The 24,802-nt window shown below is 64.5% G+C and carries 24 protein-coding genes and 1 tRNA gene; 16 read left to right on the top strand and 9 right to left on the bottom strand.

All coding sequences use genetic code 11. The features are described from left to right. Nucleotides 1-25 precede the first annotated feature (25 nt). On the bottom strand, nucleotides 26-892 hold the full coding sequence (locus N2K98_RS16580; RefSeq protein WP_255864568.1) for a hypothetical protein: 867 nt from the start codon (nucleotides 890-892) through the stop codon (nucleotides 26-28). Nucleotides 893-1,168: 276 nt separating this feature from the next. On the opposite strand from N2K98_RS16580, the gene N2K98_RS16575 reads away from it, so the two are divergent. Together N2K98_RS16575 and N2K98_RS16570 are read left to right on the top strand one after the other, a co-directional pair. Next, nucleotides 1,169-2,692 (top strand): mannitol dehydrogenase family protein, encoded by a 1,524-nt coding sequence (locus N2K98_RS16575; protein WP_255864569.1) that lies wholly within the window; start codon nucleotides 1,169-1,171, stop codon nucleotides 2,690-2,692. 2 nt (nucleotides 2,693-2,694) lie between these two features. Further along, nucleotides 2,695-3,453 (top strand): HAD family hydrolase, encoded by a 759-nt coding sequence (locus tag N2K98_RS16570; protein ID WP_255864570.1) that lies wholly within the window; start codon nucleotides 2,695-2,697, stop codon nucleotides 3,451-3,453. A 55-nt stretch (nucleotides 3,454-3,508) separates the two neighbouring features. Here N2K98_RS16570 and N2K98_RS16565 read toward each other — a convergent pair. Beyond that, a tRNA-Met gene (locus tag N2K98_RS16565) sits at nucleotides 3,509-3,585 on the bottom strand. Nucleotides 3,586-3,678: 93 nt separating this feature from the next. On the opposite strand from N2K98_RS16565, the gene N2K98_RS16560 reads away from it, so the two are divergent. From N2K98_RS16560 to N2K98_RS16545, 4 genes are all read left to right on the top strand, one after another. After that, nucleotides 3,679-4,566, top strand: coding sequence for an alanyl-tRNA editing protein (locus tag N2K98_RS16560; RefSeq protein WP_255864571.1), 888 nt, complete (start codon nucleotides 3,679-3,681; stop codon nucleotides 4,564-4,566). Between the two features lie 204 nt (nucleotides 4,567-4,770). Beyond that, nucleotides 4,771-6,153, top strand: a complete 1,383-nt coding sequence (locus N2K98_RS16555) for an ABC transporter substrate-binding protein (RefSeq protein ID WP_255796430.1) — start codon at nucleotides 4,771-4,773, stop codon at nucleotides 6,151-6,153. Next, nucleotides 6,154-7,098 (top strand): carbohydrate ABC transporter permease, encoded by a 945-nt coding sequence (locus N2K98_RS16550; protein ID WP_255796431.1) that lies wholly within the window; start codon nucleotides 6,154-6,156, stop codon nucleotides 7,096-7,098. It begins immediately after the preceding gene. A gap of 103 nt (nucleotides 7,099-7,201) precedes the next feature. Next, nucleotides 7,202-7,993, top strand: coding sequence for a carbohydrate ABC transporter permease (locus tag N2K98_RS16545; protein ID WP_255796750.1), 792 nt, complete (start codon nucleotides 7,202-7,204; stop codon nucleotides 7,991-7,993). A 37-nt stretch (nucleotides 7,994-8,030) separates the two neighbouring features. On the opposite strand, the gene N2K98_RS16540 is transcribed toward N2K98_RS16545, so the two are convergent. After that, nucleotides 8,031-8,504: a VOC family protein gene (locus N2K98_RS16540; protein WP_255864572.1), complete on the bottom strand. Its 474-nt coding sequence runs from the start codon at nucleotides 8,502-8,504 to the stop codon at nucleotides 8,031-8,033. Nucleotides 8,505-8,770: 266 nt separating this feature from the next. Between N2K98_RS16540 and N2K98_RS16535 the strand changes: the two genes are divergently transcribed. Further along, complete coding sequence (locus N2K98_RS16535; RefSeq protein ID WP_255864573.1) at nucleotides 8,771-9,256, top strand: nucleoside deaminase; 486 nt, start codon at nucleotides 8,771-8,773, stop codon at nucleotides 9,254-9,256. Between the two features lie 48 nt (nucleotides 9,257-9,304). Here the strand turns inward: N2K98_RS16535 and N2K98_RS16530 are convergent, their stop codons facing one another. Then, the gene (locus tag N2K98_RS16530) at nucleotides 9,305-9,829 is read right to left on the bottom strand and encodes a GNAT family N-acetyltransferase (RefSeq protein ID WP_229951058.1); all 525 of its coding nucleotides are present in this window, start codon (nucleotides 9,827-9,829) and stop codon (nucleotides 9,305-9,307) included. Nucleotides 9,830-9,954: 125 nt separating this feature from the next. On the opposite strand from N2K98_RS16530, the gene rlmN reads away from it, so the two are divergent. Next, the gene (gene rlmN, locus N2K98_RS16525; protein ID WP_255864574.1) at nucleotides 9,955-11,217 is read left to right on the top strand and encodes a 23S rRNA (adenine(2503)-C(2))-methyltransferase RlmN; all 1,263 of its coding nucleotides are present in this window, start codon (nucleotides 9,955-9,957) and stop codon (nucleotides 11,215-11,217) included. A gap of 98 nt (nucleotides 11,218-11,315) precedes the next feature. Here the strand turns inward: rlmN and purB are convergent, their stop codons facing one another. After that, nucleotides 11,316-12,731: an adenylosuccinate lyase gene (gene purB, locus N2K98_RS16520; RefSeq protein ID WP_255864575.1), complete on the bottom strand. Its 1,416-nt coding sequence runs from the start codon at nucleotides 12,729-12,731 to the stop codon at nucleotides 11,316-11,318. Nucleotides 12,732-13,024: 293 nt separating this feature from the next. Between purB and N2K98_RS16515 the strand changes: the two genes are divergently transcribed. Next, complete coding sequence (locus N2K98_RS16515; RefSeq protein WP_255864576.1) at nucleotides 13,025-13,279, top strand: hypothetical protein; 255 nt, start codon at nucleotides 13,025-13,027, stop codon at nucleotides 13,277-13,279. A 2-nt stretch (nucleotides 13,280-13,281) separates the two neighbouring features. Continuing rightward, nucleotides 13,282-14,670: a hypothetical protein gene (locus N2K98_RS16510; protein ID WP_255864577.1), complete on the top strand. Its 1,389-nt coding sequence runs from the start codon at nucleotides 13,282-13,284 to the stop codon at nucleotides 14,668-14,670. Here the strand turns inward: N2K98_RS16510 and N2K98_RS16505 are convergent. Further along, complete coding sequence (locus N2K98_RS16505) at nucleotides 14,667-15,086, bottom strand: phage holin family protein (protein ID WP_255864578.1); 420 nt, start codon at nucleotides 15,084-15,086, stop codon at nucleotides 14,667-14,669. The genes N2K98_RS16510 and N2K98_RS16505 overlap by 4 nt on opposite strands. A 41-nt stretch (nucleotides 15,087-15,127) precedes the next feature. On the opposite strand from N2K98_RS16505, the gene N2K98_RS16500 reads away from it, so the two are divergent. The 4 genes from N2K98_RS16500 (at nucleotide 15,128) to N2K98_RS16485 (ending at nucleotide 20,115) form a co-directional block, all read left to right on the top strand. After that, nucleotides 15,128-16,267: a histidinol-phosphate transaminase gene (locus N2K98_RS16500; protein ID WP_255796439.1), complete on the top strand. Its 1,140-nt coding sequence runs from the start codon at nucleotides 15,128-15,130 to the stop codon at nucleotides 16,265-16,267. 143 nt (nucleotides 16,268-16,410) lie between these two features. After that, nucleotides 16,411-17,634, top strand: a complete 1,224-nt coding sequence (gene pdhA / locus N2K98_RS16495) for a pyruvate dehydrogenase (acetyl-transferring) E1 component subunit alpha (RefSeq protein ID WP_255796440.1) — start codon at nucleotides 16,411-16,413, stop codon at nucleotides 17,632-17,634. Then, the gene (locus N2K98_RS16490) at nucleotides 17,631-18,608 is read left to right on the top strand and encodes an alpha-ketoacid dehydrogenase subunit beta (protein ID WP_229951049.1); all 978 of its coding nucleotides are present in this window, start codon (nucleotides 17,631-17,633) and stop codon (nucleotides 18,606-18,608) included. The genes pdhA and N2K98_RS16490 overlap by 4 nt, the downstream gene beginning before the upstream one ends. Nucleotides 18,609-18,654: 46 nt before the next feature. Then, nucleotides 18,655-20,115 carry a dihydrolipoamide acetyltransferase family protein gene (locus tag N2K98_RS16485; RefSeq protein ID WP_255864580.1) on the top strand — a complete coding sequence of 487 codons (1,461 nt, stop codon included), beginning with the start codon at nucleotides 18,655-18,657 and terminating at the stop codon, nucleotides 20,113-20,115. A gap of 23 nt (nucleotides 20,116-20,138) precedes the next feature. Here the strand turns inward: N2K98_RS16485 and N2K98_RS16480 are convergent, their stop codons facing one another. Together N2K98_RS16480 and N2K98_RS16475 are read right to left on the bottom strand one after the other, a co-directional pair. Next, nucleotides 20,139-21,434, bottom strand: a complete 1,296-nt coding sequence (locus N2K98_RS16480; protein WP_255864581.1) for an aminotransferase-like domain-containing protein — start codon at nucleotides 21,432-21,434, stop codon at nucleotides 20,139-20,141. A 63-nt stretch (nucleotides 21,435-21,497) separates the two neighbouring features. Next, a complete protein-coding gene (locus N2K98_RS16475) occupies nucleotides 21,498-22,466 on the bottom strand; it encodes a helix-turn-helix transcriptional regulator (protein WP_255796443.1) in 969 nt (322 codons plus the stop codon). Nucleotides 22,467-22,938: 472 nt separating this feature from the next. Between N2K98_RS16475 and N2K98_RS16470 the strand changes: the two genes are divergently transcribed. Both N2K98_RS16470 and N2K98_RS16465 read left to right on the top strand, forming a co-directional pair. Then, nucleotides 22,939-23,898, top strand: coding sequence for a lantibiotic dehydratase C-terminal domain-containing protein (locus tag N2K98_RS16470; protein WP_255796444.1), 960 nt, complete (start codon nucleotides 22,939-22,941; stop codon nucleotides 23,896-23,898). Nucleotides 23,899-23,929: 31 nt separating this feature from the next. Then, nucleotides 23,930-24,118 carry a hypothetical protein gene (locus N2K98_RS16465; protein ID WP_255796445.1) on the top strand — a complete coding sequence of 63 codons (189 nt, stop codon included), beginning with the start codon at nucleotides 23,930-23,932 and terminating at the stop codon, nucleotides 24,116-24,118. Between the two features lie 66 nt (nucleotides 24,119-24,184). On the opposite strand, the gene N2K98_RS16460 is transcribed toward N2K98_RS16465, so the two are convergent. Next, a complete protein-coding gene (locus N2K98_RS16460; RefSeq protein WP_255864843.1) occupies nucleotides 24,185-24,745 on the bottom strand; it encodes an NAD(P)H-dependent oxidoreductase in 561 nt (186 codons plus the stop codon). Between the last annotated feature and the right edge of the window lie 57 nt (nucleotides 24,746-24,802).

The following is a 24,802-nucleotide window of genomic DNA, read 5'->3' as shown; positions in this document are numbered from 1 at the left end:
GCCAACCCGGCATGGTCTGCCACGCTCAACCCGCCGTGACCTGGAAGAGGTTGCGCCAGTCCGTGATCAGCCATTCGCCTGCGGTCTCCCCAGGCCGGGAACACAGCGTCATGGACGCCTCGATAACCTGTGTGTTGGTTCCCGGTTCGCCGGCACCGGGTGCGACCTCCATTTCCGCGTTTGCGGAAATCTCGGTGACGATGCTCTTGTTATCGTCGGCCAGCCACACCTCGAGGACTTCGATGTCCAGCTTTGTGAAACGTGACCGGTCCCGTTCGTAGATATACCGGTAGGAATCGCCGTAACGCTCCTGGTGGAAGGTGCTCTGCATAACGACTCCGCCAAAGGGGGAACCGTCGCTGAGGCTCTGCCGAGCCATGCCTTGAAGCTCCGGAGCGATCCGCTGCCCCTTCGCGGCCCACCATTGATCCGGCGTCCAGGCGCCGCCGTTAAGCGGGGAATCGAGCCCTTCCTCCACCATAAAGGCCAGGTTGTTCCGGTGCGCTTCCTCGATTTGCGCCTGTGAGTACAGGGAAAGCAGCTTCGGCTCCACCAGCGCCGGATCGAGGGTCCACGCCGGATCATCTTCCGCCGGCGAAACCTGCAGGTAGGTTCCGTGGGCCGTCTCAAGGTTGCCCTTGACTCCCAGCCCGCGTTGGGAAGCGGACGACGCCGGTGCCGGACTCTTCGTCGCCGTTGCCGGGGAGGGCTTGGCCTTCGCTGATGCTTTTTCCGTCGATTTCACTGCGGGGGACGGGGAAGGTGAGCTGGAAGCGGTGGACCTGCTGATGCCAGTGTCCGCCGGGTCGGTGCCGCAGCCGGCAAGGACGGCTACCAGCAAGGCCAGACCCGCCGCCGTAAAAGCTGGGCGCGGGCCGGCTGAAATACCCATGGTCACGATTCCCCCAATCGGAACACACCGATTCCCGGTGCGGAAAACGCCAGTATAGGGCGGGAATTCCGGCCAGTGTGACCGAAGGAACTAAGCTTGCTGCCATTTTGTGATCATCAGCACCCTTATAATTTATGAAGGATGGGTTCAGAAGCGGGCCGTGGGAAAGATTTGGGCTGGAAGCAGCCATTTCCACCGTTTTTGGGTCCTTTTTCTGCGTCTTCAGCAGGGGGAATCCGGTCCATATGACGGACATGATGAGCAAGGAAAAGAAGAATGACTGACGCAACACTGGAAACACCCAATGAATCCACGGACGGTCCGACGACTGATGCGCTGCCGCTGGCCGTGGCAACCTTGCCGCTGCAAAGCGACGCAGTGGAGGTGCCGTCGTATGACCCCGAAAAGCTGCGCGCCGGCGTCGTCCACTTCGGAGTCGGCGGATTCCACCGGGCCCACCAGGCCTTTTACTTTGACGAGATTGCGGCCAAGGGCCTCAGCCAGGACTGGGGGATCATCGGCGTCGGACTGCACCGCCGCGAGATGAAGGACGTACTTTCAAGCCAGGACAACCTCTACACCGTGGTTGAACGGGGCGAAGACCACAACCATGCCCGGATTGTCGGTTCCATCGTTGACTACCTGTACGCGCCCGAAGATCCGGAAGCCGTGCTCACCGCGCTTGCTGCCGAGAGTACCCGCCTGGTGACACTCACCGTCACCGGCACCAGCTATCACGTGGACGCCCATACGGGGGAGTTCCTGCCCAAGGATGAGGAGATTGCCCGCGATCTGCGGGGCGACGGGCCGCCCGAAACCGTCTTTGGCTACCTCGTCGAGGGCCTGCGGCGGCGCCGCGCGGCCGGCATCAAACCGTTCACCATCCTGTCCTGCGACAACGTGCAGGAGAACGGCAAGACCACCCGCACCGCAGTGGTGTCCTTCGCCCGCCTGCAGGAGCCCGAGCTGGCGGACTGGATTGAGGAAAACGTCTGCTTCCCGTCCAGCATGGTGGACCGCATCACCCCGTCCACGTCCCCCGAGGACCGGGATGGGATCGCGGAGGAGTTCGGCGTCGAGGACGGCTGGCCCGTCCTGACCGAACCGTTCCGGCAGTGGATCATCGAAGACAAGTTCTGCAATGAGCGCCCGCCGCTGGACCAGGTCGGCGCGAAGCTGGTGCAGGACGTCGAGCCCTTCGAACTGATGAAGACCCGGCTCCTGAACGGCAGCCACTGCGGCCTGGGCTACTTCGGCTCCCTGCTGGGGCACAGCAGCAGCGACGAGGCCATGCGCGACGACGAGATCCGCGCCTATGTGCGCGGGCTCATGGGTGAAATCATCCCGCTCCTGCCAGATGTGCCGGGAATGGACCTGGCGGACTACCGCGAGACGCTGATCAGCCGTTTCTCCAACCCCGAGATCAGTGACCAGCTGGAACGCCTGGCCCGCCGCAGCTCCACGAAGATGCCCTCCTACGTCCTGCCCTCATTGAAAGAAGCGCTCGCCGCCGGGAGTGAGCACCGCCTTCTGGTCCTCACTGTTGCCGGCTGGATCGAGTTCCTCGGCGGCGAGGACCTCAACGGAAATCCGATCGACGTCCAGGATGCACTCCTGGAGGACCTGCGCCCCGTGGCCGCCAACAAGGACGTCGCGGCCTTCGCGGCGGACGAGTCGATCTTCGGCGAGCTGGCCGGCGATGCCCGCTTCATCGCAGAACTGCAGGAAGCAGTCGACAGCCTGCGGACCCGCGGACCCCGCGAGACGATTAAACAAAGCCTGAAAGTTGAGAGGAACTAAGCATGTCTACGCAGACCAAGACACTCGATCCCGCAGCGGTGACCACCATCCTGTGCGACGCGGACGGGAACCTGTTTCCGTCCGAGGAAATAGCCTTCGAAGCTTCCGTGGGGGTCACCAATGACCTCGCCGCCGAACTGGGCATGGAGGAGCGCTTCGACTCGGAGCAGCTGCGCCTGGCAACCACGGGCAAGAACTTCCGGACCCTGGCCAAGGAGCTCTCCGCCGGTACCGGGCAGTGGGAAAAGCCGCAGCACCAGCTCGGCCAGGAAGACCTGGAGCGGTGGATCGCGGAGGAAAAGCGTGTCGTCAGCGACTACCTGAACAAGCGGCTGGAACCGGACAGCGACGTCGTCGACGTCCTGGGTTCGCTCGCCAAGAGCTACGGGCTGGCAGTGGTCTCCTCCAGCGCCCTGTCGCGGCTGCAGAAGTGCTTTGAAGCAACGGACCTTGAACAGTTCTTCGCGCCGGAGCGGGTTTTCAGTGCCGAAGACTCCCTGCCGACGCCGGTGAGCAAGCCGGACCCGGCCGTGTACCTGCAGGCCATCAAGGAACTGGGACTCACCGCCGGGGAAACGCTGGCCATCGAGGACTCGCTGCCCGGTGCGCAGTCCGCGGTTGCTGCCGGTTGCCAGGTCATTGGAAACCTCCGCTTCGTAGCGCCGGCCGAACGCGAACAGCGCCGCCGGGAACTGGAGGAGGCCGGCGTCGCCGCCGTCATCAGTTCCTGGCCCGAGCTGCTTCCGCTGCTGCGGGGCTAAGGGCAGGCAGGACAAAAAAGATCCCGATCCGGGTTCCGGATCGGGATCTTTTTCTTGGTTGCGGGGGCAAGATTTGAACTTGCGACCTCTGGGTTATGAGCCCAGCGAGCTACCGAACTGCTCCACCCCGCGGCGTGGTCTCAACTTTACCGCAGATCCTCCGCACAGCGTAATCCAGTGGCGGGGCTCACAATTTCTCCCGTCCGGTTCGGTACGCTGGGGCGGATGAGCCTGCCGAAAATCGATACCGCCGTCACCTATCCCGCCGGAGCCCTGACGGGCACGGGAGCCGTGCTCCACGTGGAGACACTGCCGGATGGACGGCTTGCGGTGCTCCTGGACGCCACTCCTGTACACCCGGTGGACGCCGGCTGGCCGGACCAAGGGCCGGACCGGGCAACGCTAACGACGCCGGGCGGCCACGAGGTGCCGCTGCTGGACTGTGTGGTGGGCGCCACGGACGGGGACGCACTGTTCCTCGGACGGGACATTCCGGTCCGCAAGGGCACCGAGGGCTGGGTGTCCGTGGTGGTACATGTGCTGCCGGGGGACTCCGGCATTGCGGAGGAGGACCGGGTGGAAGTCAGCGTGGACGGCGCACACCGGGCCGCGCTTTCGGCCGGGCACACCGCTTGCCATCTCGCATCCCTGGCCCTGAACCGGCAGCTCGCGGGTGCCTGGAAAAAGGACGTGCAGGCAGATGCGGCAGGCAACCCGGACTTCGACGCCCTGGCCATCGAAACAACGACGATTCTGCCTGGAGGCTCCCGGGACGTTTACCGGCTGGGAAAGTCCCTGCGCCGCAAGGGCTTCCTGCCGGACGCTCTGCTGGCGGACCTGGCAGCCGTGGAAAAGGGCGTGAACGCGACGCTGGCCGAGTGGGTGGCATCCGACGCAGAGGTCCGCATCGAGCGCGAATCGGACCTTCTTACCGGCATGCGCCGCTGGGTCTGCGAACTGCCCGACGGCACGGTCAGCATTCCCTGCGGCGGCACGCATCTAGACTCATTGGCCGCTGTTTCCGAAATCGAAGTGCGGTTGAGCAGCGAACCCGGCGAGGGAGCTGCCGAAGTGGTTATGGATACCATTTGCACCCGCACCGGCTCGGCTTAGTCAGCAAACGTTTCCCGGACTGCCGCCGCGGGTATTCCTCATTGCCCCATTCCGAAGCCATTCTTCTCTGCCAGTTGCCTCTGGAAGTGCTTTTTGCCGATTGATCCGGTAACTCACTGATAGCCCTTGTCCGCTCGAATGGATGAACGTAGTGTTCCGCCCACGTGAGCGGAACCGCTGTCTCAAATGAGCAAAGGTGACCAGATGAGATTTCGACGCAGCAGGGGGAATTACAGCCACCGCCGTTACCGGCTTCGAGCGGGTCTGGCATCCGCGGCAGCAGCCGCCCTGGTGCTGACCGGCTGCGGGGGCTCCGAGGCGGAGGGCAGGGATGAAATTGTCGTAGCCATTGTTTCCAATCCGCAGATGCAGGACGCGATCACGCTCCAGGATGAATTCAAGGCTCAGTATCCAGACATTGACGTCAGCTTCGTGTCCCTCCCGGAAAACGAGGCACGGGCAAAAATCACTGCTTCCGTCGCCACGCAGGGCGGCGAATTCGACGTCGTGATGATCTCCAATTACGAAACGCCGATGTGGGCGGAAAACGGCTGGATCACCAATCTCCAGGAGTATGCCGATTCCACCGAGGGATATGATCCCGACGATTTCGTCCCCACAATCCGGGAGGCGCTGAGCTACGAAGGAGACCTGTATTCCGTTCCGTTCTACGGTGAATCCTCCTTCCTCGTGTACCGGCAGGACCTGTTCGACGACGCCGGCCTGACCATGCCGGAAACCCCCACCTGGGAGGACATCCGCGGCTTCGCCGAAGCGCTCAACGATCCGGAGAACAATATGTCCGGTGTCTGTCTGCGTGGGCTGGCCGGTTGGGGTGAGGTCATGGCGCCGCTGGACACCATGATCAACACCTACGGCGGCCGGTGGTTCGACGAGGACTGGAATGCCCGTTTGGATGAGCCCGTAGTGGAAGAAGCCGTCACCGATTACGTGGACCTGGTGCAGAACTACGGGCAGGCCGGGGCCGCCACCAGCGGCTACGGGGACTGCCTGACCCTCTACAGCCAGGGAAATACGGCCATGTGGTACGACGCCACGGCCATGGTTTCCGCCATTGAGGACCCGGCGTCCTCCCTCGTGGTCGGGAAAAGCGGATACGCGCCGGCACCCGTCAAGGAGACCGAGTCCGCCGGCTGGCTATACAGCTGGTCCCTGGCCATCCCCACCACCAGCAACTCCAAGGACGCCGCCTGGGACTTTGTTTCCTGGATGACGGACAAGGAATACATCCGGCTTGTGGGCGAGGAGATCGGCTGGGAACGGGTGCCGCCGGGCAGTCGGCTCTCCACCTATGAGATCCCGGAATACGCCGAGGTGGCCGAGGCCTATGCCGAGCCGACCCTGGATGCCATGGCCGGGGCATCCCAGGAAAACAGCATGGTCCGCGGTGTGCCCTACACCGGCCTCCAGTTTGTTGGTATCCCGGAGTTCCAGGATCTGGGCACACGGGTGGCGCAGCAGATTTCGGCAGCCATCGCCGGGCAGCAGACAGTCCAAGAAGCGCTGGAACAATCCCAGGGCTACGCCGAAACGGTGGCGGAAAGCTACCAGGACGGAGCGGGTTAAATGTCCACATTGGTAGAGCGGCAACAGGTCCGCGCCAGGAAGGCCGCAACGGAGCGCGAGGGTGGGGGAATGTCCTCTGCCGAGGGATGGCGGCGGCGCCTGCCGCTGTTGCCAGCCCTGATTTTCACATTGATCGTGACGCAGGTGCCCTTCCTCTTTACTATCTGGTACTCCCTGCAGAACTGGAACCTGCTGCGTCCGGAGGGTAACAAGTTTGTCGGTTTGGCAAACTACGTGGACATCTTCTCCGATTCCACGTTCCGCGGGGCGGCTCTGAACAGCGTCCTCTTCACCGTGGCCTGTGTTTTCTTCGCGATGTTGCTGGGCATCATCTTTGCCCTGTTGCTGGACCGCAGTTTCGCCGGTCGGGGAGTGGTGCGTACTCTCCTGATTACCCCGTTCCTGATCATGCCGGTGGCCAGCTCCCTGCTGTGGTCCATTTCAATCCTCAATCCGAGCTACGGCCTGCTGAACTGGGTGATCGGGCTGGTGGGCATCCCTCCGGTGGACTGGACGTCGCAGCACCCGATCGTGTCCATCCTGATGGCACTGGTGTGGCAGTGGACGCCGTTCATGATGCTGCTGGTCCTGTCCGGGCTGCAGGCGCAGTCCAAGGACGTGCTGGAAGCGGCTCAGGTGGACGGCGCGGGGTGGTGGCGGACGTTCATCTCGGTGACTCTGCCGCAGTTGCGCCGGTACATCGAACTCGGAATCCTGCTTGGCGCCATTTATGTGGTGAATACCTTCGACCAGATCTACCTCATGACCGCCGGGGGACCCGGGACGGCCAGTGCAAACCTGCCGTTCTACATCTACCAGCGGGCTTTCCTTGGCTTTGACATCGGCCAGGCCGCTGCCATGGGCGTGGTGGTTGTCATTGCCACCATCATTGTGGCCACCCTGGCCCTCCGCTTGATTTTCAAGAGCTTCGACGTAAAGGACTAACGACGTGGCTACCCAGACTGCTGCACCTACTCCCGCGGGGAAAGAAACAACCCCCGCCGCCAATTCCGTTCGGAAACCGGCCCGGCGTTTCAACTCCGCACCCATCCTCACCACGGTGACGTGGGTGCTGGCGCTGATTTTCTTCTCGCCGGTGCTCTGGATGGTGCTGACCTCCTTCAAGCAGGAGTCCGCTGCCGCATCCGATCCGCCGGTGTTCTTCTTCGCTCCCACTCTGGACCAGTACCGTGCCGTGCTGGACAGCGGGGCCGGAAGCTATTTCGCCAACTCGGCGATTGCCACCGGCGTCTCCACCATCCTGGTGGTCATTCTGGCGGTGCCGGCCTCCTATGCCCTGAGTATCCGGCCGGTGAAGAAAACCTCGGACGTGCTGTTCTTCTTTATCTCCACCCGCATGCTGCCTGTTGTCGCGGTCATCATGCCGATCTACGTGATAGCCGGCCAGCTGAAGGTATTGGACAACGTGTGGACGCTGGTGGTCCTGTACACCTCAATGAACCTGCCCATCGCTGTGTGGATGATGCGCTCGTTCTTCCTGGAAGTGCCCGGCGAGGTGCTTGAGGCAGCGCAGATGGACGGAGCCGGGCTCATGAAAACCCTCGTGCGGGTCTTGATGCCCATGGTCGCACCGGGCCTTGCCGCGACGGCCTTGATCTGCGTGATCTTCGCCTGGAACGAGTTCTTCTTCGCACTGATCCTCACCGCGGGCCAATCGGCTACGGTTCCGGTCTTCCTGGTGTCCCAGATGACCAGTGAAGGCCTGTTCCTGGCGCAGCTCTCGGCGGCGTCCGTGCTGGCTTCGCTGCCTGTCGTCATTGCCGGCTGGGTGGCGCAGAAACAGCTGGTCCGCGGCCTGTCCATGGGCGCGGTCAAGTAAGCGGTTCACGCTTTGGCCGGGCAGCATCCCGGTCCGGTCAAAGCGCGGAGTTCTGCTCCTGGACCGTGGCGTTGGAGGACACTTCGAAGGTCCGCTCGGGCGGCTCCACATTGGCGGGATCCATCCACATGAACTCCCAGACGTGTCCGTCCGGGTCGGTGGCCGAGCCGCTGTACATTCCGGGCATGCGTTCCTCTGCCGGAGCGTAAAGGGCACCCCCGCCGGAGGTGCAGGCGGCCAGGAAACGGTCCACTTCGTCCCTGCTGTCGCAGCTGATGCCGTTCAGCACTTCCTTGCCGGCGGAAGCAAGGTGCGGTGTGTCTCCTTTGGGCAGGAACTCCTGGTAATAGTCCTGCTGCAGCAGCATCACCACAATGCTGTCCGAGACGACAATGGCTGTGGTGCGTTCATCGCTGAACTGCGGATTCTTCGTGAATCCGAGACCCAGGTAGAAGCTCTCTGCCGTCTTCAGGTTTGCCACCGGCAGGTTGGGGAAAATCATGCGTTCCATGACGGGTCCTTCCTTCGAAGCCCGCGGGCGCGCATCGTGGTGGAGAGCCCACGGGGAATATGCGGGTAACACGCTGTTCCTTCACACTCCCACTGCCCGCCGCTGCTGACAACGGGTACCCGTTCCCCGGCCCGGCGGCCGCCGTGCCACCGAATATGACCAGCCCATATTCGTCCGCACAGCAATAACTGCTAGTCTCACTGCTGCGAAGGCGGGCCGGGCATTTCCGGCTATCTACCTGGCATAAGCGGACCAAGGGAGAAGCCATGAGCAGCACGTCGGACGACATATACCTGGCCCAGGCCATTCGTCTTGCCACCGAGAACGTGGCCAACGACGGCGGACCGTTCGGCGCCGTCGTCGTGACCGCCGAAGGTGCCGCGTTTGAGGGCGTGAACCGGGTGACAGCGAACAACGATCCCACCGCACACGCCGAAGTAACGGCCATCCGCAACGCGTGCGCCACTCTGGGCACGTTCGATCTCACGGGTGCGGTGCTCTACACCAGCTGTGAACCGTGCCCCATGTGCCTTGCGTCCTCACTCTGGGCCCGCGTGGACCGCGTGGTTTTTGCCGCAGACCGGCACGACGCCGCCAGCGCGGGGTTCGATGATGCCGCCTTCTACGAGTACTTCGATATGCCGCAGGAGCAGCGTTCCATGCAGGTTGCCCAGCTGGCCGTGGAAGGCACTCCAGCGATGGCCCCGTTCGATGCCTGGACCGCAGCAGCGTCGGAACGGATCGACTACTAGGCCCGTCCGGCGCTCGCAGCCGGCCCGGGACACCTGGAACCGGGACACTTAGAACCGGTGCTCCAGTGCGGCGCCGATGGTTTTGGAATAACAGGTAGACCCGTCGGAGGCGATGTACGGGCCGAAGTTCGGCACCACCCGGTAACCGGCATTCTCGTAAAAGCGGTGGCCGTCCGGCTGGGCGGAGCCTGCCTCAGCCGTGAGGACCGCGAATCCCATCTGCTTTGCGCGTGCCTCCAACGCCCCGAGGACCGCCGTCGCCACTCCTGAACCGCGAGCGTACGGCAGGACATACACGCGCTTGATCTCCGCCGTCGTGGTATCCAGCCGCCGAAGCCCGCCGCAGCCCAGCGGTTGGCCGGTGCTGCGCTCGTAGGCGATGAGGAAAACTGCGGAATCGCCGGCGCGGGGAGGGTTGGGGTCGTGTTCCATCGTGCCGTACCGGGCGTCCAGTTCGGCCTGCTGGGCCTCGCGCAGGTCGGCGCCCACGGGGTTGCTCCACGGCACTTCGCGGATCCGCAGGTGCGGGGTGGAGTAGGGACGGAATCCGGAAAAGGGTCGCAAATCCGACATGCTGCCTCCAGCGTCAGGGGTAGTGCTTCCACGCTAGGAGTGCGGGGTTTCACCCGTGTTTCGGCCGTGTGCCGTCCCGGCAAAAGGAATGTTCCGGATATGCGAACCGTGCGAGAATAGTAGCGATGTCAACTGTCGATTCTTCCCCTGATAAAAACTCCGCCAAAAAGTCCGAGCTGCGCCGTGTCCGCTCGGTTCCCACCGCCACCGGGCCGCAGGTCCGTCCCGCCACGGAGGGCTGGGAGCAGGCCAAGGAGCCCGACGGCCGCCCGCTGCTGCAGTTCAAATCGCCGCGCGTGTCCCAGCCGCCGGCCCATCTGGCCGATATGACGCTGGCCGAACGCCAGGAGAAGCTGAAGTCCCTGGGCCTGCCTGCGTTCCGCGCGAAGCAGCTGTCGGTGCATTACTTCCAGCACTACACCACTGATCCGGAAGCCATGAGCGACCTCCCCAAGGAGCGCCGTGACGAGCTGGTGGGTGAAATGTTCCCCACGCTGCTCACCGAGATCAAGCGCCTGACCACCGACAACGGCGACACGATCAAGTTCCTCTGGCGGCTCTTCGACGGCTCCCTCGTCGAGTCCGTGCTGATGCGCTACCCGGGCCGGATCACCCTGTGCGTCTCCAGCCAGTGCGGCTGCGGCATGAACTGCCCGTTCTGCGCCACCGGCCAGGCCGGCCTGACCCGCAACATGTCCACCGCGGAAATCCTGGACCAGATTGTCCAGGCCAACCGGGTGATCAAGGAAGGCGGCCTCGGCGGCAAGCGGCGCGACGGCGGCCACGACGCCGAGCGCGTGACCAACATTGTCTTTATGGGCATGGGTGAGCCGCTGGCTAACTACAAGCGCGTGATGAACGCCGTGCACCGGATGGCCGCCGAGGTTCCCGAAGGCCTGGGCATGAGTGCCCGCAACATCACCGTCTCCACCGTGGGCCTGGTGCCGGCTATCAAGAAGCTTGCCGAGGAGAACATCCCGGTCACCTTCGCGCTGAGCCTGCACGCGCCGGACGACGAGCTGCGCGACGAGCTGATCCCGGTCAACAGCCGGTGGAAGGTGGACGAGGCCCTGGACGCCGCGTACAACTACTACCGCGTCACCGGCCGCCGCGTCTCCATCGAGTACGCGTTGATCAAGGACATGAACGACCACGCCTGGCGTGCGGACCTGCTGGCCAAGAAGCTCAACGCCCGCGGCCGCGGCTGGGTGCACGTGAACCCGATTCCGCTGAACCCCACGCCCGGTTCCATCTGGACGTCGCCGGAGCCGGAGGTCATCCAGGAGTTCATCAACCACCTGATCGACGCCGGCATCCCCACCACCATCCGGGATACCCGCGGCAAGGAAATCGACGGCGCCTGCGGCCAGCTCGCCGCGGCGGACTAGCGCCGGGATTTCGGTAATTTAGCTACTTAGCGACGACGGCGGGAGGCCGGGCTGCGAGCCCGGCTCCCGCCGTCGTCGTTTTGGTTTTGCGCGGCAGCCTACTTGAGGTGGTCCACCAGGGTGTCCGCAATGCCCGTGTACTTTGCCGGGGTGAGGGCCTGCAGGCGGGCTTCGGCCTCGGCGGGAAGGCCAAGGCCGGCAATGAATTCCTTCATCCGTTCGGCGTCCACGCGGTGGCCGCGGGTGAGGTCCTTGAGCCGTTCGTAGGGGTTTTCCATGCCCTCAACGCCGGCTACGGCTTCGGCGCGCATCACCATCTGGATCGCTTCCCCGAGGACCTCCCAGTTGGAGTCCAGGTCTTCGGCCAGGACCTGCTCGGCGACGTGCAGCCGCTGGAGCCCCTTGGCGACGTTGGAAACGGCGAGCACCGAGTGTCCGAAGGCCACGCCGATGTTGCGCTGCGAGGAGGAGTCGGTGAGGTCGCGCTGCCAGCGGGAGGTGACCAGGGTGGAAGCCAGCGTGTCCAGCAGTCCGTTGGAGATTTCGAGGTTTGCTTCGGCGTTCTCGAAGCGGATCGGATTGACCTTGTGCGGCATGGTGGAGGAGCCGGTGGCGCCTTCCACCGGGACCTGCACGAAGTAGCCAATGGAGATGTAGCTCCAGACGTCCGTGCAGAAGTTGTGCAGGATGCGGTTGAAGCGGGCAATGTCTGCGTAGAGCTCGGCCTGCCAGTCGTGGGATTCGATCTGCGTGGTCAGCGGATTCCAGGCCAGGCCCAGGCCTTCCACGAAGCTGCGTGCCACCTGCTGCCAATCGGTCTGCGGGGCCGCTGCATAGTGTGCAGCGTAGGTTCCGGTGGCGCCGTTGATCTTGCCCAGGAACTCAGCGTTGCGGATCCGGCGCAGCTGGCGTGTGAGGCGGTGGACGGTGACAGCCAGTTCCTTGCCCAGGGTGGTGGGGGTGGCCGGCTGTCCGTGCGTCCGGGACAGCATGGGCACGGTGCGGGTGTCCTCCGCCATCGCGGCGATCTGGTCCACCAGGTCCTGCGCGGCCGGCAACCAGACGTTTTCGACGGCGCCCTTGATGCCGAGCGCGTAGGAAAGGTTGTTGATGTCTTCGGACGTGCAGCCGAAGTGCACAAGGCTCTTCAGGTTCTCGAGACCGAGGGCCGGAAGCCGATCGGCAATGTAGTACTCGACGGCCTTGACGTCGTGCACGGTGCGCTTTTCGATTTCGCCCAGTTCGGCCACGGAGTTGCCGTCGAAGCTCGTGACGATTTCCCGCAGCCGGCTTTGCTGGTCTTCCGTAAGCGGCGCAGTGCCCGGCAGGACGGCGTTGGAGGTCAGGTGAATTAGCCATTCCACTTCCACATGGGTCCGGTCCCGGTTCAGGGCGGCTTCGGACAGGTAGTCCACCAACGGCGCGGTGGCGCTGCGGTAGCGGCCGTCCAGCGGGCCCAGGGCGATAGCGGGAGTTACGGAAGCGAGGGAGACACGGGATTCGGATTCGGCCATGCGGTAATTCTTTCATGCCGGTGCAGCGCTGTTGGTGTGTGACTCATCGCTGCTCTGCATATCCGCCTGGGCGGACCACTGTCCCTCAACAGCCAGGGTTCGAAAGGAACAGGTCCTGGCCGTTTCCACTGGAGGTGCCCGGGGCGCCGCGGTCAGGTGACAGGCCCGGCACCCTTGACGGACCGGCGTCGTTCTTGAGGGTCCCCGTCCGGACCCCTCCTCGCCGGGCCCGGTATCCGGAACCTCGGCCGGGGCCATACCGGATGGAGACAATCCGTCACCCAAGGGAGGAAATGATGGACCAAATGGCTGCTGCGGCCTACGCGGCGGAGACGCAGCGGTTGCTACTGGCGTTTGCAGCAGAAACCGACGAGCTCGAGCGCGAGGTTGCCGCCTCCGCAGTTGTCCAGTGGGAGTCTCGCGCGGCGGATGCTTTCCGGCATGGACTGACCGCAGCGGTGCAGGAGATGCCTGACGCTTCCGGGCAGTTGCGGTCCGCCGCCGGTGAACTGCTGCAGGATCCACTCATGTTGGCTACGGGGAGCTGACAATGGCAGAGATAGGAACCTGTGATGAGCGGATGTACCAGGTGAGGGGAGGGGCCGCGGGGCTTCTGGTCCAGTACGAGGACCTGGTCCGGATTGCCGGCAGGCTGGAATCGACGACGGACCGCCTGCGGCTGCTTGGGCAGAGGGTGACGGAGCTTTGGCTGGAGGTCGGGGCCGTTAGCGGCGGCTCGGGGTCGGCTGACCGGGTGCGGTTGCGGATGCAGGAGGCCGCGCACACCTTGAGGAGTTCCGCTTCCGCCGTCGACGCCCTTACGGACGGGGTCCGGGAGAGCGCCCGTGCCTATGCTGAAGCCGAAGGGCAGATCAAGGCGCGGCTGCCATATTTCTTTCTCATTCCACCGAATCCCTGGTCCACAGTCGGCCCGTATCCACGGGCCGAGGGGTTCCCTACTCTGCGTCAGGCGGAAGCGGTCCTTGCCGATCCGGTCTCCGAAAACTTGATGCGCGCTGCCCTGCTCCTGCTTTACGGTGCGGGGAGGGGGAAGCTGCGGCCCGTGGAGGTGTCGGCGCTTCCGGGTGCACAGGAACGTGTACGCCTGGACGGAACTGCTGCCGGCCTGCTGGAGAGGTCGGATGTACTGTTGCGGGAAAACAGGCCAGGCGTGATCGAAGTCCTGCCGCTCACGGCGAGCGACGGAAAGAAGACATTCGTTGTCACTATTCCCGGTACGCAGAGCCCCGGCATTTCCCCCGGAAGCGAGAATCCGTTCGATGCCATGGGCGTCTTCGAACCGTCCCTGAAAGACAGTTTGTTTGTTGCTGCGGGAGTGCAGGAAGCCCTGCGGCTGGCCGGGGCTGAAGCGGAGGACGCCGTCATTCTTTCCGGCTACAGCCAGGGCGGCGACCACGCCACCCGCGTTGCCGCGTACCTGGCTGAGGAAAGCGACTACAACGTGGCGTTCCTGCTGACCGCAGGCAGCCACACGGGAGCTGCCGATCTACCCCCGGGTATCCCCGCACTGCACCTGGAGCATGTGCAGGACTGGGTATCCGGGATCGATGGCACCCCCAATCCTGATACACCGGACCGGGTCACCATGACCCTGACGAATCCGGCGGCCACGCCGGAGGGGGACGACGCCGGTTTGGGTCCCGGGCACCGGCTGGAGAATTACCGTCGGGGTGCCGCGCTCGCAGACGCCAGTGATGATGCCTCGCTGCGGGCATCTGTGGCATCCCTCGGTGCCGCTGTTGCAGCCGGAAGCGTTGCAACCAGGCACCTGTACCGTCTCTCCCGGGAAGAACTGCCGCAGCGGGAAGTGAGGGTTGTGCCGAGACCTTCGCCGGGGCCGGGGAAGGTCTACCGGCCGCCCGTCGGCCCTGGCCTCCGGCGGACCGAAGCCGATTCACGTCCCGTTTCAGGCGGCTAGCTACGGCTCCGGCTTCGCTTGCGGCTCCCGGTGACCGTATCCAGAACCAGCGACACGAGGCTGATGACGATTGCGCCCAGAATGGCGGTCCAGAAGAAGGAATCAACCTCGAAGCGGATAGGCGTGTAGCTGCTGAGCCAGGCGGTGAGCTCGAGCATGGCGGCATTGATGACTATGCGGAACAACCCAAGGGTCAGGATGGCCAGCGGCAAGGTCAGCCCCTGTGCGATGGGGCGGACCAGGGCGTTCACCACGCCGAAAATCAGGCCCACAAAAAGATACGCGAGCACCGTATCGATAACCGGATCGCCGCTGAGGCTCCCCGTCGGCGCGCTCACCGTGAGGCCAGGCAAAAGCCAGCCGGCCACCCAGAGGGCAACGGCGTTCAAGACTATCCGCAGCAACAGAGAGAACATGCCCCCATGCTGGCAGAAAACGGGCCATTACTGTTAACGCCATGACCACTACCGAGAATGACACCGACGCAGCTGAAGTTCCCGCACCCGGCATCACCCCACGGCCCGTTATCGGGAAGCTGCCCCAATACGCCGCGGGCAAGCCGCCGGTGGTTGTAGAAGGACTTCAGAGCTACAAACTTTCTTCCAATGAGAACCCGTTCCCGCCGCTGCCGGCCGTGTTGGATGCGATAAACGAGGCCGCAACGGTTAACCGCTATCCGGATCCGCTTTCCACTGCCCTGCGCAATGAACTCTCCACATTCCTGGACGTTCCCGCGGAAGACATCGTTACCGGCGGCGGCAGCTTGGGAGCACTGAACCAGCTGCTCGCCACCTTTGCCGGACAGAACCCGGACGGAGCAGCGGACGAGGTTATCTACCCCTGGCGCTCCTTTGAGGCATACCCCATCAGCGTCGGCTTGGCTGGTGCCGAGAGCGTCCAGGTGCCGCTGAACCCCGACGGCACACACAACCTGGCAGCCATGGCCGAAGCAGTCACTGAGCGGACCAAGGTGATTCTGCTGTGCACGCCCAACAACCCGACCGGCCCGGTCCTGACGACGGCACAGGTGGAGGACTTCCTCCAGCGGATTCCCACCCACATCATTGTGGTCATCGATGAAGCCTATGAGGATTTCGTGCGGGACGAGGACGCCGTCGACGGCGTCGAAATGTACCGCAAGCACCCCAACGTGGTGGTGCTCAGGACCTTCTCCAAGGGTGCAGGACTGGCCGGACTGCGCGTGGGCTACTCCATTGCGCACGCGCCGATCACCCGGCACCTCCGGGTAGCGGCAGTCCCGTTTGCAGTGTCCACCATCGCCGAGCAGGCTGCCGTGGCCTCCCTCCGGCACCACGACCAAATTGTGGAGAGAATACAAGGACTCGTTGCCGAACGGACCCGTGTGGTGGAGGGGCTGGAGGCGCTGGGATGGTCCATTCCGGCTGCGCAGGGCAACTTCGTGTGGCTGGCCCTCGGGGAAGACACCCCCGGGTTTGCAGCTCTGGCGGGGCAGCAGGCACTGGCGGTAAGGGCCTTCGGCAACGAAGGTGTGAGAGTGACCATCGGCGAAGAGGAAGCAAACACGCGGTTCCTCGCGTTATGTGCGACTTATACAAAAGGCCCACGCGTTTCCTAGCGTGTCTTAGGTAGGGCCGGAAGCCGCGCCGTCGTTAGGCTTTGGAAGGTAACTTCCACTTATATGCGATGCAGGGAATGTATTCCCTGCGGAGAATATTTCCAGCGCGGTGCGGCTTTCGGCTGTCCAGGCAAGGAGAAGGCATGGACGTAGGACACTTGCCGGCCAGTGAGTTCGACTCGGCCGGACTTGAGCAATCCCTCATGGGCGCTCCGGATGCGAACCCTGTCCCGGACATGGTTCAGCTGCTCACCATTGACGGAGAGCTCCTGCAGGACGACACCTATGGCAGCTATGTCCAGGGCCTGACTCCCGAGGAACTCCGCGGGTTCTACCGGGACATGTTCCTGGTCCGCCGCTTCGATGAAGAAGCCACTGCGCTTCAGCGGCAGGGCGAACTGGTGATGTGGGTTCCGCTCACCGGCCAGGAAGGCGCGCAGATCGGTTCCGGCAGGGCCCTGAAGCCGCAGGATTACGTATTCCCCACTTACCGGGAACACGGCGTCGCCTACACCCGGGGCCTGGAGCTCGCCCAGCTGCTCCGGCGCTTCCGCGGCATCTCCCACGGAGGCTGGGACCCCCGCGAGGCCAACTTCCACCTCTACACGCTGGTGCTGGCCGCCCAGGTGCCGCACGCCGTCGGCTATGCGATGGGAATGGCCCGCGACCGGCTGGTTAACCCCAAGCTGCCCGAAGCCGCCACCGTCGCGTACTTCGGCGACGGGGCGAGCTCCGAAGGCGACGTGCATGAAGGCATGGTCTTCGCCGCGTCCTACAACGCACCAGTGGTCTTCTTCTGCCAGAACAACCACTGGGCCATCTCCGTGCCCACCGAAGTCCAGTCACGCATCCCCTTGGCCAACCGGGCACAGGGCTACGGCTTCCCCGGGGTGCGCGTTGACGGCAACGACGTCCTGGCCGTCCACGCCGTAACTCGCTGGGCGCTGGAACACGCCCGTTCGGGCGGCGGTCCGGTGCTTATCGAGGCCTTCACCTACCGGATGAGCGCGCATACGACGGCGGACGACCCCACCAAATACCGTCTCAGCGCCGACGAAGAAGCCTGGCTGGACCGGGACCCGCTGCTGCGGATGGAAAAGTACCTGCGTAACCAGGGCCTGGCCGACGATGCGTTCTTTGAGGAACTCCGCGAGGAAGGCCGCAACATGGCCGTCCGGCTCCGCGAGAACGTCCAGCAGATGGAGGCGCCGGGCTTTGAAGACGCCTTCGCCGACGTCTATGCAGAGGCCCATCCTTTGATCCGCGAAGAGCTGGATGAGCATCGCCGGTATGAAGCCGGATTTGCCGGCGCCGACGACGCCAACCCCGCCACCACCGACCCCGCTGCCCGGGAGCACACCGCATGAGCACCACCATGACCATGGCCAAGGCCATCAACGCCGGTCTGCGCGCAGCCCTCGAAAACCACCCGAACTCCCTGCTGATGGGCGAGGACATCGGCTCCCTCGGCGGCGTCTACCGGGTCACCGAGGGTCTGAAGGCCGACTTCGGTGCGGACCGCGTTATGGACACGCCGCTGGCCGAATCGGGAATCATCGGCACCGCCATCGGCCTGGCCCTGCGCGGCTACCTGCCCGTCTGTGAAATCCAGTTCGACGGCTTCGTCTTCCCCGGCTTCAACCAGATCACCACCCAGCTGGCGAAAATGCATTCCCGCAGCGAGGGCGCGCTCAGCGCACCCGTGGTCATCCGGATCCCGTACGGCGGCGGCATCGGCTCCATTGAGCACCACTCGGAATCCCCCGAGGCGCTCTTTGCCCACACTGCAGGCCTGCGCATCATCACGCCGTCGAACCCCCAGGACGCCTACTGGATGATCCAGCAGGCCGTTGCCTGCAAGGACCCCGTCATCGTCTTTGAGCCCAAGCGCCGTTACTGGCTTAAGGGCGACGTCGACACCACAGCACCCACGTCGGACCCGTTCTCTGCCCATATTGTCCGCGAAGGAACCGACGCAACCATCGTCGCCTACGGGCCGCTGGTCCCGGTCGCCCTGGCGGCAGCCGCGGCGGCCGAGGAGGACGGACGGTCCGTCGAGGTGGTGGATCTGCGGTCCATTTCGCCCATCGACTTCGACACCGTGACCGAGTCCGTGCGCAAGACGGGACGACTGATTGTCACCCATGAGGCACCTACCTTCGGCGGAATCGGCGGCGAGATTGCCGCACGGGTGGCCGAACGCGCCTTCCTGTCCCTGGAAGCTCCGGTGCTCCGCGTGGGTGGCTTCCACATGCCCTACCCGGTAGCGAAGGTCGAGGAACATTACTTGCCGGACATCGACCGCCTGCTTGAGGCGCTGGACCGCTCCTTCGCCTACTGATGAGCCTGCCCGCCCGCCTACACCCCATGACGAAGAACGAGTTGCAATGACTGAAAAGACATTCCGCCTGCCGGACGTGGGCGAAGGCCTGACCGAAGCCGATATCGTGCAGTGGAAGGTTTCGCCGGGGGACACGGTTGCCGTCAACGACGTGATCGTGGAAATCGAAACCGCGAAGTCCCTGGTGGAACTTCCCTCCCCGTACGCCGGCACGGTCTCTTCCCTGATGGTTGCGGAAGGCGAAACGGTCGACGTCGGCACGCCCATCATCAGCGTGACGGTCGACGACGGCGCCGGGGCCAAGGTGCCGGCGGCGGCAGACGGGCCTGCAGCCGCTGCGCCGGAAGAAGTTCCCGCGGCACCCGATTCCACACCGTCCGAAACGGCAGGGGAAGCTCCGGCGGCCTCGCTGACCGGCACCGGTCCCAAGCCGGACGCCGTGCGCCGTCGCCCGCGTCGCCCCGTGTCCCCGGGTGCGGCGGCGACGCCGGAACCAGCCGCAGCACCGGCTCCCGCTGCACCTGCGCCCGCCCCCGCTGCTCCCGCAGCACCGGCACCGGCGTCGTCCGGAACCGCAGCCGCCCCGGCGTCGTCCGGAACCGCAGCAGTCCAGGACCGGGTCAACCGGCTGATCCAGCGTGTGCTGGCCAAACCCCCGGTACGCAAGGCCGCCAAGGATCTGGGCATCAACCTGGCGGACGTCACCGCCACCGGAGCCAGCGGCGAGGTGACCAAGCAGGACCTGATCAGCTACCAGGCCCAGCGTGAAGCAGAGCGCGAGTCGGCCGGAGAGTTCTGGTCCCCGGGTGCCGCCGATTCGCGGATCGAGCGGATCCCCGTCAGGGGAGTCCGCCGTGCCACCGCAAAGGCCATGGTGGAAAGCGCCTTCAGCGCACCCCACGTCAGCATCTTCGTCGACGTGGATGCGTCCCGGACCATGGAGTTCGTGAAGCGGCTGAAGGCAGCCAAGGACTTTGAAGGCATCCGGGTTTCACCGCTGCTGATCCTGGCGAAGGCCGTGATCTGGGCGGCCGCGCGGAACCCGTCCGTGAACGCCACCTGGGCCGGCGACGAGATCCTGGTGAAGCACTTCATGAATCTCGGTATTGCGGCGGCCACCCCTCGGGGCCTGATGGTGCCCAACATCAAGGATGCGCAGGAACTCTCCCTGAAGGAGCTGGCCATCGCCCTCAACACCCTGGCGGCAACGGCCCGCGAGGGCCGGACTCCGCCGGCCGATATGCGCGGCGGCACGCTGACCGTCACCAACATCGGTTCGCTGGGCATCGACACAGGCACCCCGATCATCAATCCCGGCGAGGTTGCCATCGTGGCGTTCGGCACCATCAAGCAGAAGCCCTGGGTGGTCGACGGCGAGGTGGTGCCGCGCTGGATCACCACCCTCGGCGGTTCCTTTGACCACCGCGTGGTCGACGGCGACCTGTCGGCCCGCTTCATGGCGGACGTCGCTTCAATCCTGGAAGAGCCGGCCCTGCTCCTGGATTAGGCCGGCGGCACTGGCGCGGGTGCCTAGCGGACCTTTACGGCGGCGACGGCGGCACTCAGGATCGGGGCGAGCCGGCGCACACCCTCGGCAATGTCCTCGGAGGAGACAGCGCTGAAGGCCAGCCGGAGCTTGTTCGAGGCGCCCTCGCCGGGGGTGAACGCGGCGCCCGGGATGAAGACCGTCCCGGCGTCGATCGCTTCATAGAGCAGGGGGTAGGTGTCCACACCCTCGGGTAGCGTCACCCAGATGAAGAATCCGCCGTCCGGCCGGGTCCATGTGACGCCTTCGGGCATGTGTTCATCCAGCGCGGCCAGCATCGAGGAACAACGCTCGGCGTAGAGGCTGCGGGAGCTGCGCACGTGGCCCATCCAGTCGTACTCGCGCAGGTACGCGGAGACCAGCATCTGGGTCAACGGCGAGGGGCACAGGACCACGGCTTCGCAGGCCAGGTAGAACCGCCGGTAAAGGTGGCGGGGGACCAGCGCCCAGCCGAGCCGGACTCCGGGGGCAAAGATCTTGGAGAACGAGCCCAGATACAGCACGTCCTGGGCGTTCCCTGCCCGCATCGGGGCCAGGGGTTCGCCGTCGAACCGGAGGAGGCCATAGGGATTGTCCTCCAGGATCAGGATGTTGTTCCGCCGGCAGATTTCCACTACCGCCTGGCGGCGCCCGGCGGTCAGGGTGACGCCGCTGGGATTGTTGAAGCTTGGGATCGTGTAAAGCAGCTTGATGGTTTTGCCTTCGGCGCGCACCTCGCGGATCCGCCGCTCGAGTGCCTCCGGGACGAGGCCGCCGTCGTCCATCGGAACGGTGCGTACGTCCACCTCGTAGGCCTCAAAGGCATTCAGCGCCCCTACGTAAGTGGGGTCCTCGCAGAGAATCACATCGCCCGGATCGCAGAAGACCTTGGCTGCAACGTCCTGCGCGGACTGTGAACCGGTGGTGATGACGATGTCCGCCGGATCGGCGTCGAGAATACCCTCCGCGGCCATGACCTCGCATGCCTGCCTGCGCAGCTCTTCCATGCCCTGCCCGCCGCCGTACTGCAGCGCCTCCAGTCCGTGCTCGGCAATGATGCGCTGGGCGGTCCGGCCCAGTTCTTCCAGGGGGAGGGAACGCAGATAGGGACTCCCGCCTGCCAGGGAAATCAGGCCCGGACGGATGGAAATGTCGAAGACATCCCGTACCGCGGACTGCTTGATGTGGAAGGCGCGGTTGGAGAACAGCACCTCGTGGCGGTGGGAGCCGGCGGCACGTTCCAAAGCAGCCATGGTGTCAACGGGCAGTTCTACGGCATCGGAGAATTCCTCGCGGGTCATGCCTCCAATGCTAACCCCGATAGTTGACCGTCAGGCAACGGCTGTTTAGTACACCAAGGAGCCTTAGATCCAGCCGGCCTTGTGGGCCTTGATTCCGGCCTGGAACCGGCTCTCGGCACCCAACTCCTCCAGCATCCAGGCAATGTGGCGGCGGCAGGTCCGCACACTGATGCCAACCCGCCGGGCAATGGCTTCGTCCGAGTAACCGGAGGCCAGCGCCGTGAGGACGGACCGCTGCGTGCTGGTGAGTCCCTCCCTGCCGGGATTGTCAGTCAGGAACGGCTCGGCCAAGCCCCACGCAAACTCGAAGAGCAACCCGAAAATGCGGATCAGGTTGGTATCCCGCACTACCAGTCCGGCAACGTCGCCGGGGTGCAGATCGCGTGCAACAACCGCCACTTTGTCATCGAAAATCAGGGTTCTCAGGGGCATGTAGGGAAGGGTGCGGAACTCCCCTCCTGCCTGGGTAATAACTTCCACTGCCTTGCGGGTGGGCACATGGTCCCGCGTGCTTGCGTGGTACAGCGTTTGCCTACGAACGCCGCCGCGCAGGAGATCCAGATCCTTCTGCACGCTTTCCTCATGGATGTCTGCGTTGGCGCCCTGCCCCGGCCGGGCGATCAGGACACGGTCGGTGGCGCTGCGCCCATACTCGATCAGTACCCGCTGGACTTGTTCCTGGTCCTCGACCACCTCCACCGACGAATCGGCGGCCAGCCGCTTACGTGCCTCGACGTAGGCCGGGGTCAATGCGGCCATTTCCCGCCGGCGGTTACTGATTCTTCCGCGCAGTTCCAGCAGCGCCCGTTCATCCGGATCCACCAGTTCGGCGAGGGCAACATCAGGGGAAACCGCGGTGTAGCTTGGGCCGCCCGTGTTCTGCTGCAGCAGGAGGCAGCTGGCGGTCAGTTCGGATATGGCACCGTCGATCACCTTGCTGGTGTACCCCAAGGCCTCGGAAGCCTCCTTCGCCGTCCACCCCGGACGACTTACGGCAAAGCGGTAAACGTCGAGCGAAACCTGAGACAGCACGGCGAATCCTTTCAACGCATCAGCTGTAGCCCCCACCGCTACCCTACCCAGCCAGCGCGGTTTCCGGGCCGCACGTGACAAAAGTGTTTTGTGACCGCAACACACTTCGGAATTCAGGCCATGGCCGGTTAATGCCAACGACGGCGGCCCAGGGCTCCTGCCGCGGAAAACCTCAGGTCGTGGCGCATCCCGAGGCGGTTGCAGCCGGAGGCAGGAACCGGGAGGGTCCACATCCGGACATGTCAGGAACCGGGCAGCGGAGGCTATTTACAGGCCGTGCAGCGGCGGGGGAAGCTTTCGGAGTCAAATCAAGGCGCCGGCTGAGCATCAGCCCAAGACCCAAGGGGGATAGCGATCATGAAGAGCTGGGATTGGTTCTAACTGAGGGCCCCGGAGGGGCCAAAGGCAAGTAACTACAAAACTGCAAAGGCCGCCCAGTGGCGGTAACCGCACCCCGAGGGGAAAGACACATATGAGCCAGCTAGCTGCAGTTCGACCAGCCTCACGGACGCAACCGAGTACTCATTGGTGGTCGCTCTCAATTCATACCGGGGGCTTTGATGTTGCGGACGGCATCATCGGAGAACTGGTTACCCCGCTGGCGGCTCAGGCCCAGGTTCTGGGTGCGCAGCGTTGGTATTTCACGCGGTGCTCGGATCCGGCTAACGCACACGTAAAACTCCGGGTGCTCGCCCCTACGAGTACGTTGGATCGGCTGCAGTCGCTGTTGGTGGCCCTGCAGAACCAGTCCAGCGGTGTCATCGGGCACCTGGAAACCAGCCAGCAGTTCAGCGAGCCGGCTACGGACCGGCTCAGCCCGGGCGGCGGTGAGCCGCAGGACCTGCGTATCGAAGCGGACCTCGCGAAATACGGCGGCGTGGAGGGGCTCTCCCTCGCGGAAGAGGTTTTTGAGCTCTCTTCGGATCTGGCGAGTTGGGCCACGGCACGCTTTCCCAAGGTCCAGAACCGCTGGGCACTTGGATCGCTCCTGCTGTTTGATGCGGCGCGGAGCATGATGAAAGGTCCCCGGGCATCAGCCTGGCCGGACCGGCGCCGCCTCTCCTGGGACTACTACTGGGACAGCCACCTGCGCAGCTGCACGGCGGGGTTCGGTCCCCGGGCCGCCGGTGTACGGCAGGCCATGACGGTCCAGGTTGGTGCGAAGGTCATGCCGACGCATCGGCTGATGGCAGCAACGGCAGCGGAATCCGCCGTCGAAAACTGGCGGCGGCGCTGGTTCCGGGGCATTGACACGTATTTGTACCGGGCGGACAAGGCCCGGCTGAGCCGAAGCGCCCAGCACCTAACGGTCTATCAGGCACACATGCTTCTGAACCGCCTCGGCCTGAGCCTCCGAGAGGAAGCGGCCATGGGATTGTACGCACGGACTTGGAGTCCGGAACGGGAATCAGTTCTGCTCGATAAGCGCTGAACCTGCGCGCAATGGGAAGGGGGCCCATCCGGTGGCCGATCATGAAGAAGTAGTGGTAGCGGACGCGCAAGAACTCGGCTCGGTCCTTGGCTGCTCGGATGACGTCTTGGCTGATCTGCAGAACAGCGGGGTCCTGGCGCCCTACGGTGAAGCCTGGAATGTTGGCCCGGCGCGTGAATACCTGAGGGACGCGGCCTGGGCGGACGAGGTCTGGTACTAGAAGGACGCCGAACGCAGAAGAGGGACGGACCAGTGACGGTCCGTCCCTCTTTTCTGTCTGCGTTGCCTAGGCTGCGGAGACAGAAGCTTCTGCGAGAACGCGGACGGCCTCGCCGAGCTGGGCAACGGTGTCCGGGTCATCCTGCGGGTGGATGCCGTCGTAGCGCGTCACGGATCCGCCGATGGCGAGGCGGACTTCCTCGACCACGCGGGCGCCGGCGATGCCGACCGACTTGCGTGCATCGTCCTGTGCCCAAACACCGCCGTACTGGCCGAAGGCAGAGCCGATGACGGCGGTGGGCATGCCGGAGATGGCACCGGCACCGAAGGGGCGGGACAGCCAGTCAATGGCGTTCTTCAGCACGGCAGGCATGGTGCCGTTGTATTCGGGGCTGATCAGCAGCAGGCCGTCAGAAGCAGCGGCCGCGTTGCGCAGGGCCTGTGCTGCTTCGGGGACGAGCCTGTCTACGTCGATATCCTCGTTGTAGAACGGAATGTCGCCCAACCCCTCAAAGAGCTTCACCTCGACGCCTTCCGGAGCGCCGGCGGCGGCGGCTTCAGCGAGCTGGCGGTTGATGGAACCGACGCGGAGGCTGCCGACGAGGGTCAGGATGGTGGTGCTCAAAATTGGAACTCCTGTCTTGGCCGTGCCGCTTCTGGGGCACGGGCACGGATTCTTCTTCAC

The organism is Arthrobacter jinronghuae, assembly GCF_025244825.1.
Classification (GTDB): domain Bacteria; phylum Actinomycetota; class Actinomycetes; order Actinomycetales; family Micrococcaceae; genus Arthrobacter_B; species Arthrobacter_B jinronghuae.
Note: the sequence above shows the minus strand (reverse complement) of the source record. Positions and strands in the feature narration are given on the sequence as shown.